Source organism: Alkalihalophilus lindianensis (assembly GCF_032843265.1).
Taxonomy (GTDB): domain Bacteria; phylum Bacillota; class Bacilli; order Bacillales; family Bacillaceae_D; genus Alkalihalophilus; species Alkalihalophilus lindianensis.
Map to the genome: position 1 here is coordinate 1 of NZ_JAWJBA010000146.1, position 315 is coordinate 315.

Here is a 315-nt window from a genome sequence, read left to right on the forward strand (position 1 = left end):
CCGCGCCCGACTTCGCGGCGCGCGTGGCGCTCGTTCACAGCCGCTTCTCGACCAACACGTTCCCCTCGTGGGACCGCGCGCAGCCGATGCGGTTCGTCGCCCACAACGGCGAGATCAACACGCTCGACGGCAACCTCGCCCACCTGCGCGCCCGCGAGGCCACGCTCGCCTCCGCCCGCTTCGGCCCCGCCCTCGCCGACGCCCTGCCGCTCGCCGACGGCGCCGACCTCTCGGACACGGGCGTGCTCGACCGCGTGGTGGAGCTGCTCGCGCTCGACGGCTGGCCGCTCGACAAGGCCCTCGCCCGCCTCGTGC

Annotated in this window: 1 protein-coding gene; it reads left to right on the forward strand. The window is 75.6% G+C overall.

Annotated elements, in window-relative coordinates; all coding sequences use genetic code 11:
* The coding region (locus RYX56_RS21705; protein WP_317124031.1) for a class II glutamine amidotransferase domain-containing protein at positions 1 to 315 on the forward strand (315 nt) is incomplete at both ends.